We start from the raw sequence: 9,154 nt of genomic DNA, 5'->3' as shown, positions 1-9,154 counted from the left end.
GCGCCGCCCCTTAAATTTACCTCCCCCCGTCGGGCCCGGCGGGCCGTGGTTTTGGGGGGGGCTTGGGGGGGGGGGGGGTTGGCCCAGGGCCCTTTTCCCCCCCACCCCAAAATCTTTTGACAGGGAAGCGGGCCAGGCCTCTCTCCCCCAAAAACCTATGGGAGAGCTCGGAAGTTCCACCTGGCGTCATACGTGTTGGGGAATAATCCATGCCGTTTCTGATCGATGGCCACAATTTGATCGGGGCGATGCCGGATTTACAGTTGGAGGATCCGGATGATGAGGCCCGCCTGGTAGAGCGGCTCCAGCGGCTGGCCATGCGGACGGGACGGCGGATCACGGTGGTTTTCGATCGGGGAGCGCCAGGCAATGTCTCCTCCTGGACCCCCCGGGGTGGCGTGACGGTTCACTTTGCACCTTCCGGGGTCACGGCGGATGAGATCCTGATCCGCCGGATCCGGGCGGAGCGCAATCCCCGCGGGCTGGTGGTGGTTTCTTCGGATCGAAGGGTGCAGGAGGCGGCTCGACGTCGGGGCGCAACGGTCTGGCCCGCACCGGAGTTCCTGGCCTATATGCAGCGCCAGCTCGGAGCGCAGCCGTCCGCCCAGGCTGCTGAGAAGGAGAAGCCCGAAGAGGTGAATGAGGGGGAGCTGCAATACTGGATGAAATTGTTCCAGGGGAAAGACGCAGAACACAGATAGTGCTTTAGCCGAAGGGTTTTTCGGGTGCCGGGTTGGAAGCTAAAGGCCCCTCGCCCAGCACACGAAAGAGGTTTTCTCCCCCTTCCCATGGCCTGTTGGCCATGGGAAGGGGAGGGGCCATCGCTCCCCGGACTAACTTCCGTTCCATCTATCCGCAACAAGGAATAAGTTCTTCTGACGGAGGAGGCGATTCATGTTTGAGGACATCCGTCAGCATCTCTCCGAGGTCCCAGAGGGAGAGGCCATTGAGGAGAGTATGGAGAGCCGTCCTACTGTTTCCCTGTTTGAGCGTTTAGCTTTCCTTCAGCAGCTCACCCCATCCCAACGCCTCATCCTGCTTGGGCTCCTTCTGGCGGACCTGTTTTTGTTGGGGTTGTTTGTGTTCTTGATCACGGGGGTGATCCGCCTGGGATAAACTTCTGGAGAAAAGGCGATTGCTTTAACCAGAGGTGTGTCCCATTTTGGTCAGGATGGATCCTTTTCAGCGAACGCAGATCTCTTTTGGGATTCATCCCTGGTCAAATCGGAGTTGCAGGAGAACAGAGGCTATTGCTACAATATAAGCAACTTAGCTTGTTACCTGCGCCTCTTGCCTGAGGATTGCAAGGTTGGGAGCCCCCGTGTTCACGGAGGGAGCGCTACAATGGCCGAGATGGTCAAGCTGTTGATGGCCTGGGATATCAAACCCGGCCACGAGCAGGAATATTTTGAGTTCATTGTCCGCGAGTTCGCGCCGGGGATGATGCGCCTGGGAATGGAGCCGACGGACGCCTGGTATACGATGTATGGCGAAGGCCCCCAGATCCTCACCGGCGCGATCGCCCAGGACATGGAGACGTTGCAACGCATCCTCGCCAGCCCGGAGTGGCAGGACCTGAAAAAGAAGCTGTTCCGCCACATCCGGAACTATAAGGAGAAGATTGTGAAGGCCACCGGGCGATTCCAGGTCATCTGAAGGGGCCAGGGCCATTCAGGAAGGAAGAACTGGGATTTCGGAGACGTCGCGCGTTGAACGCGTGCCGTCGCTTCCGGAAAGGCGATGAAGGGGAGGAGTAGGCACAGGCGGCGACGCCAGCGAGGGGGTCCGGTGGAAGTCCCTGTCGCACGCCGTGTCGAAGGTCGCCCTGGAGCCGGCCGGATGACCGCCGGAGCGCTACCTCTGGCCTGAGTCCGGCCCGGGCGTTGCCCGTTACCGCAGCCCGAGCGCAGGGGGATGAGCGGTTCCGATCCCCCTGAAGCAAGGTGGTACCGCGGGAGGTCCGCCCCCTCTCGTCCTTGTGACGGAGGGGGCGTTTTTATTTGAGAGCGTTAGGGGAAGCTGGAGAATGGACCCCTGACGCGTTCTCCGGACCTCTGCAGGTTCTGGTCCTGCTCACCGTTTCAGCCCCGATCAGGTGTTTTGTGGGTGGCCCCCTGGACCGTGAGGAGGAGAGAGTGAAATGGGTTGGGGGTGAGAAGGAGAGGATCCACCCTTGATGGCCCTTCCCACTCCTAAAGGGCCCCGGATTCAGAAGAGGGAGGTGGAGGATGGCGATGGAAGCGATGGCGCTTCCCAAGACCTTTAATCCGCAGGAGATCGAGGAACCGATTTACGGATGGTGGGAGCAGCGGGGGTTCTTCACACCGAAGATCGACCCTGCCCAGCGCCCCTTTGTGATCTCCATGCCCCCGCCCAACATCACCGGGGAGCTCCATATGGGCCACGCCATGTTCGTGACCCTCGAGGACCTGATGATCCGCTATCGTCGAATGAAAGGAGATCCGACCCTCTGGGTGCCGGGGACGGATCACGCGGGCATTGCGACCCAGGTGATGGTGGAACGGGAGATCGCGAAGGAGGGCCTCACCCGCCATCAGCTGGGGCGGGAGCGGTTCCTGGAGCGGGTGTGGGCCTGGAAGGAGAAATACGGGGGCACCATCACCCGCCAGTTGCGCCGGCTGGGGGCTTCATGCGACTGGACGCGGGAGCGCTTCACGATGGATCCGATTTACTCCCGGGCGGTGCGCGAGGCCTTCGTCCGCCTCTACGAGCAGGGTCTGATCTACCGCGGCGAGTATCTCATCAACTGGTGCCCGCGATGCGAGACGGCCCTTTCGGATCTGGAGGTGGAGCGGGAGGAAGAGGAAGAAGGGCTCCTCTACTACGTCCGCTATCCGCTGCTGGGGAACGGCTGGGAGGGCCCCGCTGCGCCATGGGGGAGCGGCCGCTGGGCGGAGGGCGCGAAAGCGTTCATCACGGTGGCCACCACACGCCCGGAGACGATCCTGGGGGATACGGCGGTGGCGGTGCACCCCGAGGATGAGCGCTATGCCGGTCTGGTGGGCCGGATCGCCGTGTTGCCCGCCCTGGGCCGCCGGATCCCGATCATCGCCGACCCGGCGGTGGATCGCGGGTTCGGGACGGGGGCGGTGAAGGTAACGCCGGGGCATGACCCGACGGACTATGAGATCGGGGGGCGGCACGGGCTGCCTCGCGTCAATGTGATGAACCCGGACGCCACGATCAACGAGAACGGCGGCCCCTACGCTGGGATGGATCGCTTCCGAGCTCGGGAGGCGTTAGTGGAGGATCTGCGCCGGGAAGGCCTACTGGTGAAGATCGAACCCCATCGCTACGCTCCTGGCCGGTGTCAGCGCTGCGACACCATCGTGGAGCCGCTGCTCTCGCTTCAATGGTTCGTCCACACGAAGCCCCTGGCGGAGGCGGCCATTCGCGTTGTGAAGGAGGGGCGCATTCGAATCCTGCCGGAACGCTTCGAGAAGGATTACTTCCGCTGGTTGGAGAACATCCGCCCGTGGTGCATCAGCCGCCAGCTCTGGTGGGGGCATCGCATCCCGGCTTGGTATTGCGACGATTGCGGGCACATCACGGTCGCTCGGGAGGATCCCTCCGTCTGCGCTCGCTGCGGCAGCGCCCGCATCCGCCAGGATGAGGATGTGCTGGACACCTGGTTCTCCTCCGCCCTTTGGCCCTTCGCGACCCTGGGCTGGCCGGATGACACGGAGGATCTGCGCTACTTCTATCCCACCACGGTGATGGAGACCGGCTACGACATCCTGTTCTTCTGGGTGGCCCGCATGGTGATGATGGGGCTGGCCATGACCGGGGAGATCCCCTTCCGGGTCGTCTACCTCCACGGCCTGGTGCGGGATGAGAAGGGCGAGAAGATGAGCAAGACGAAGGGCAACGTCATCGATCCCCTGGTGGTGATCCGGGATTACGGGGCGGACGCGCTGCGCTTCACCCTGGCTACTGGGTCCACCCCGGGGAATGACATGCGCCTCTCCTTGCAGCGGGTGGAAGGGAGCCGCAACTTCGCCAACAAGCTGTGGAACGCCGCCCGCTTCGTGCTGGGCGCCCTCACTGGGCCGATCGGGCGTCCCTCAATGGACGATCTCTCGCTTACCCTGCCGGACCGCTGGATCCTCTCCCGTTACCATCGCACAGTGGCGGCGGTCACCGAAGCGATGGAGTCTTTCGACTTCGGGGAGGCGGGCCGGCGCATCTATGAGTTCACCTGGGATGAGTTCTGCGACTGGTATATCGAGATGGCCAAGGAGCCCCTTTATCGGGGCACGGCGGCCGATCAGGCGCGGACCCGCGGGGTTTTGGTTTACGTGCTGGATGGGATCCTCCGACTGCTTCATCCCTTCATGCCCTTCATCACCGAGGCGCTCTGGGGCTATCTGAAGCGGACCGGGGCCACAGATGGCGCGGAGGCCCTGATCGTGGCCTCCTGGCCCCTCCCCGGGCCGGTGGATGAAGCGGCGGAGGCAGGGATGCGGGCGCTGATCGAGACCGTGCGGGCGATCCGGAATGCCCGGGAGGAGCACCGGGTGCCGTCGGAACGGCGGATCGCGGCGTGGATCGCCGCTGGGGAGTTCCTGCCTGTGCTGGAGGCCCATCGAGGTCTGCTGGCCGGGCTGGCGCGTCTGGATCCGGACCGGCTGGTGCTGCTAGCGGATCTGTCGGAGCCCCCAGCCGAGGCGCGGGCTTATCTCGCTGGTTCGATCCGGATTTATCTGCCGCTGGCGGGGATGGTGGATCGGGCGTCCGAGCGGGCCCGTCTGGAACGAGAGCTAACGGATGTAGAAGCGCGGATCGCGAAGACGGAGTCCCTGCTGGCCTCGGAGTTCGCGTTGAAAGCGCCGGCGGCGGTGGTCGAGAAGGAGCGTCGTAAACTGGAGGAGCTCAAAGCGCGGCGGGAACAATTGCGGGCGGAATGGGAGCGCTTGAAGGAGGAATGAGACGGCGGGGCAGGCCAGCCGCCTGCCCCGCCACGCGTTGGATCAGCGGGCCACCTGCACCTTGATCACCCGCGGCCGGACGGACTCGGCCTTCGGGACGGTGAGGTGCAGGACGCCGTTCTCCAGCCGGGCCTCGATGTGATCGGCGTCGATTGGGTCGCCAAACTCGATCGTCCGGGCGAAGCGCCCGCCCGTCCACTCGCAGCGCAGAGCCGCGACGTTCTTCTCACGCTCGATCTCCGGCGGGGTCACTTCACCGCGGATGATCACGGAGGAGCCCAGCGTCTGCACCTCCAGGCTCTCCGGCCGCACGCCCGGCATCAGGATGCTCACATGATAGCGGTCGGGCAGCTCATAGATGTTCACCGGTGTGCTGAACCCGCTGTAAGGCCGCATCAGAGCCTGATCGAACATGCGGTCCATCGCCTCGCGCAGGGTCATGAACGCCAGGTCGAACGGGTCCCGGATCATCAGCTCGCGCGCCATGGCTCATCCACCTCCTTCAGAGTTTCCAGTGGCACCCCTGGGGGGTTTTTCCAGCCCTCAGCATAGGCGATGGACCTTAGAGGAGCGTTAGCGTGAGGTAAACAATACACAAGCGTTCGGTTAAAGAATGATTAGCGCCTCGCTTCACGATGTTTTGAGGTGCAGGGCCGAAGGCTCCGCATCTCAAATATATAGAGTTACGTCGTTAGTGCTTCGCCCATCTTGGGGGGTTTTTCGGGGGCTGGGGGCCGAAGGCCCCCAGCCCAGTTCCCGAAAACCCCAAAGATGGGGGGCTGGCGCTTACCCGGAGAGAATCCACTCCAGTCCCAGCGCCGCCAGCTTCTCCCGGGTCGGCATGCCGGTCTGAGGATCCCACCCCGCTATCTCGTAATAGCGGGTCAGGGCGGCCTCCCACTCCGCCTGATCCACGCTCAGGCCGTCGGTCTTCCCGCCCTTCAAGGGCTCAAACAGCCGCCTGGGCAGCGTATCGCGGTCCCGCCCGACTCCTTCCCGCGCGTTGAAGGCTCGCAACATGTTCAGCCGGCGCTCCCCGACCTGCATCGCTTCCTCCAGGGTCACCTCCCATCCGGTCACCGCGCGCATCAGGGCAACCAGCTCCTCGGGCCCGTAGAGCTGCCATGAGGGACCGAAGACGAACTGGCACAGGTCCGCGGTGTCCAGGAAGCTGTAGAATTTCTGGGTCTCGTAGGCGAAGCGGATCTTCGCCTCGTTCAGGATCCGGGGTGGTTGCGGATCTGTCAGGCCGAGGGCAGCGAGGCGGTCCAGGAAAAGGCGGGGGGATTTGGGCATGTAGAGCGTGTCGTGCTCGCTGGACTGGTGATCGGCGCCGAAGGGGTTGACCGCATAGATCAGGGCGAGGGAGCGCTTGACCTGAGGCATGTGGGCCGGCAGCTCCTGGCCTTTCACAGCGACCACGCAATCTTCTGCCCCGCGGCCGATGATCTGAGCCGCCCGCGCGGAGCCTTCCGCCAGGATATCTCCAATGCCCTCGCGCCGCACGATCCTCTCCAGCAGTCGGATCATCGCCTCCGCGTCGCCGAAGCGCAGGGGGAAGCCCACCTCGGTCTCCGTGAGGATCCCCCGTTCGAAGCATTCCATGGCGAACGCGATAGTCGCCCCGCAAGAGATCGTATCCACTCCATACTGGTTGCAGATCTGGTTCGCTAAGGCGATGGCCTCGAGATCGCTGACCCCGCAGTAGGATCCGAAGGTGGAGAGGGTCTCATATTCCGGCCCGCCGTAGAAAGGATCGATCTTCCGGCCCTGCCATTCCGCCTCCACCACCCGCTTGCAACGGACCACGCAGGCGTAACAAGTGTCGCGCTCTTTGAGGATAGTTTCGGCCATCCGCTCGCCGGTGATGCGGTCGGCTTCCTCAAAGAAGCCGCTGGTGTAGTTGCGGGTCGGCTGCCCGCCAGCGGCGTTCTGCGCGGCCAGCACGCTGGCCGTCCCGTAGATCCCCAGGTTCTTGACCGCAAGGTTGGATTCATAAGCCGTCGGTCCCTGCTTATTTAATTGCTGGAGCGCCTGGGGATCATAAACGGGAGGACGCCAGCGGCCCCGGACAGCGATGGCCTTCAGGTTCTTGGAGCCCATCACTGCACCCATCCCGGTGCGGCCATGAGCCCGATTCGACATGTTCATAATGGCGGCGAAGCGGACCCTGCGCTCGCCGGCCGGGCCGATCTGGGCGACCTCGATCTGGTCATCCCCCAGCTCTTCGTAGAGCATCTGCTCCACTTCGCCGGTGAGGCGTCCCCAGAGATGAGAGGCGTCGCGCAGCTCGGCCTGGCCATCGTGGATCCAGAGGTAAACCGGCTTCGGGGCGCAGCCGTAGATCACGATCCCGTCGAAGCGGGCGAACTTGAGCTCGGCGGGCCAGAATCCCCCTGCCTGGGAATCGCCGATCAGGCCGGTGAGGGGAGATTTAGCGTTGACGGTGGCGCGACTCTGGCCGGAGATCGGAACGCCGGTGGCAGCGCTGAGGAAGACGGTGAGAGTGTTGCGCGGGTCGAAGGGATCGATCCGAGGCGGCGTATGTTTCAGCACATAGTAAAGCCCCATGGCGCTGCCGCCCCAATAGGTGCGGTAAAAGGCCTCCTCCGGTTCCTCCACCCACAGATGCCCCACGGAGAGATCCACGTGAAGGATCCGTCCGGCGTATCCGAACATAGGCCCCTCCTGGGATCAGGATGGAGACGGAGACCATCTTAGCGCATAGAGGTCGGAAAGGGAAAAGGCCTGCGAACGATGTTCCTCTTATCGAAATCGCCGCCGCCATTCTTCCTTCAGGGTGATCTGGGAAGGATCCGGCAGGGTGAGGAAATCCTCGGCCAGGCGCTGGAATGGGGCTGGGAGATCCAACATGGGGAAATGGCGCCCTTCCTCCAGGATAATCAAGCGGATGGAGGCGTCCAGGCTGCCGTTCAAGAAGAGGGGAGGCGGGATCAAGGGATCCCGCCGGCCGTAAACCAGAAGCAGCGGACGATCCGCCAGGCGAAGCCACTCCCGGAGCGCGTCCTGGCGTGTCAGGGCTTCCTCCAGCGAGAGACCAATGGCCTCAGGATCCGCCCGCAGATGCTCCCGCTGCACCTCGGGATACTCCTGAGCGAGACGGCTCAACCGCTCGGTCAGGATCCCTTTCCCCGCCGGCCCGAGAATCCCTTTCGGGAGCTCCAGGGAGACCGGATAGCCAACGGCCAGGACCCGCCCTACGCGGTCGGGATGTTGCAGGGCAACTCGGATCGCGACCATCGCCCCCAGGGTGTGGCCGATGAAGTGGGCCTGGGGAATTCCCAGATGATCCATCCATTCCTGGACCAGCTCTACATACCGCTCCAGACGATAGACGGAGTCCGCTCCCTGGCGAGGTTTAGCGGAGTCCCCGAACCCCACCAGGTCGACCGCATAAGTGCGGAATCGGTGGGAGAGGGCCTGCATCGTGGACAGCCAGTAACGCCATGACCCGACCCACCCGTGCAGGAAGATCACGGGCTGACCCCGGCCCAACGCCTCGTAATGGATCAGATACTCGCCGACCGTCGCAATGCTCACTGCGATCTACTCCCTCTTTTCCCTCTTTCGCTGGCCTCTCGCTGATTCGCTCCCTGGATGGTCGCGTGACACAACGCGACGGGCCAGGAGGCCCGCCCTCCGAATTCGGTTTTGGGGAGGGCGAGCTACGGAAGGGCGAGCTACCAGCGAGCCCGAAGGATTTTGGATCGGAGCGACATCATTCCGTGTTATGGCGATCCAGGATCATTTGCACCTGCTGAATGAGTTCGTCGGGGGCGAAGGGTTTCAGAATGTAGGCATCAGCCCCCGCTTCCATCCCCTGGCGGATCTCCGCTTCCTGCCCTTTCGCGGATAGAAATACAACCGGGATGGCGCGCGTTTCTTCCTGAGATTTCAGGATCCGACAGGCCTCATAGCCGGTCATCTTGGGCATGCGGACATCCAAGATGATCAGGTCAGGGCGATGCTGACGGGCCAGCTCCACCGCTTCCTGGCCGTTCGCGGCGGCGATCACCTGAAAGCCTCCGAACTCCAGGGTGAAAGTGATCAATTCCCGAATGTCCCGTTCATCCTCGGCGATCAGAATCCTAGCCATCGTCTGGATCCCTCCTACCAGATCGCGCAATTCGTTGTCTGAGCCTCTTTCTCCAGAATCCCCTATAGGACCTTCAAATTCTGGGGGA

General features: G+C 63.2%; 8 protein-coding genes. 4 read left to right on the top strand and 4 right to left on the bottom strand.

The window, feature by feature from the left end; all coding sequences use genetic code 11:
• Window positions 1-209 precede the first annotated feature (209 nt).
• From NZM16_RS05380 to NZM16_RS05365, 4 genes are all read left to right on the top strand, one after another.
• Window positions 210-701, top strand: coding sequence for an NYN domain-containing protein (locus tag NZM16_RS05380; protein WP_295449019.1), 492 nt, complete (start codon window positions 210-212; stop codon window positions 699-701).
• A 193-nt stretch (window positions 702-894) separates the two neighbouring features.
• Window positions 895-1,116 carry a hypothetical protein gene (locus tag NZM16_RS05375; RefSeq protein WP_295479147.1) on the top strand — a complete coding sequence of 74 codons (222 nt, stop codon included), beginning with the start codon at window positions 895-897 and terminating at the stop codon, window positions 1,114-1,116.
• 228 nt (window positions 1,117-1,344) lie between these two features.
• Complete coding sequence (locus tag NZM16_RS05370) at window positions 1,345-1,656, top strand: hypothetical protein (RefSeq protein WP_295449013.1); 312 nt, start codon at window positions 1,345-1,347, stop codon at window positions 1,654-1,656.
• Window positions 1,657-2,228: 572 nt separating this feature from the next.
• A complete protein-coding gene (locus NZM16_RS05365; protein WP_295479144.1) occupies window positions 2,229-4,949 on the top strand; it encodes a valine--tRNA ligase in 2,721 nt (906 codons plus the stop codon).
• A 42-nt stretch (window positions 4,950-4,991) separates the two neighbouring features.
• Here NZM16_RS05365 and NZM16_RS05360 read toward each other — a convergent pair whose 3' ends face one another.
• The 4 genes from NZM16_RS05360 to NZM16_RS05345 all read right to left on the bottom strand — a co-directional run bounded on the left by NZM16_RS05360 (window position 4,992) and on the right by NZM16_RS05345 (window position 9,066).
• Window positions 4,992-5,435 carry an Hsp20/alpha crystallin family protein gene (locus NZM16_RS05360; RefSeq protein ID WP_295449007.1) on the bottom strand — a complete coding sequence of 148 codons (444 nt, stop codon included), beginning with the start codon at window positions 5,433-5,435 and terminating at the stop codon, window positions 4,992-4,994.
• Between the two features lie 300 nt (window positions 5,436-5,735).
• Window positions 5,736-7,628, bottom strand: a complete 1,893-nt coding sequence (locus tag NZM16_RS05355; protein WP_295479141.1) for an aldehyde ferredoxin oxidoreductase family protein — start codon at window positions 7,626-7,628, stop codon at window positions 5,736-5,738.
• 87 nt (window positions 7,629-7,715) lie between these two features.
• A complete protein-coding gene (locus tag NZM16_RS05350) occupies window positions 7,716-8,510 on the bottom strand; it encodes an alpha/beta hydrolase (protein WP_295449002.1) in 795 nt (264 codons plus the stop codon).
• Window positions 8,511-8,688: 178 nt separating this feature from the next.
• A complete protein-coding gene (locus NZM16_RS05345; RefSeq protein ID WP_295448999.1) occupies window positions 8,689-9,066 on the bottom strand; it encodes a response regulator in 378 nt (125 codons plus the stop codon).
• Between the last annotated feature and the right edge of the window lie 88 nt (window positions 9,067-9,154).

This window comes from Thermoflexus sp. (assembly GCF_025055495.1).
GTDB lineage: Bacteria > Chloroflexota > Anaerolineae > Thermoflexales > Thermoflexaceae > Thermoflexus.
Note: the sequence above shows the minus strand (reverse complement) of the source record. Positions and strands in the feature narration are given on the sequence as shown.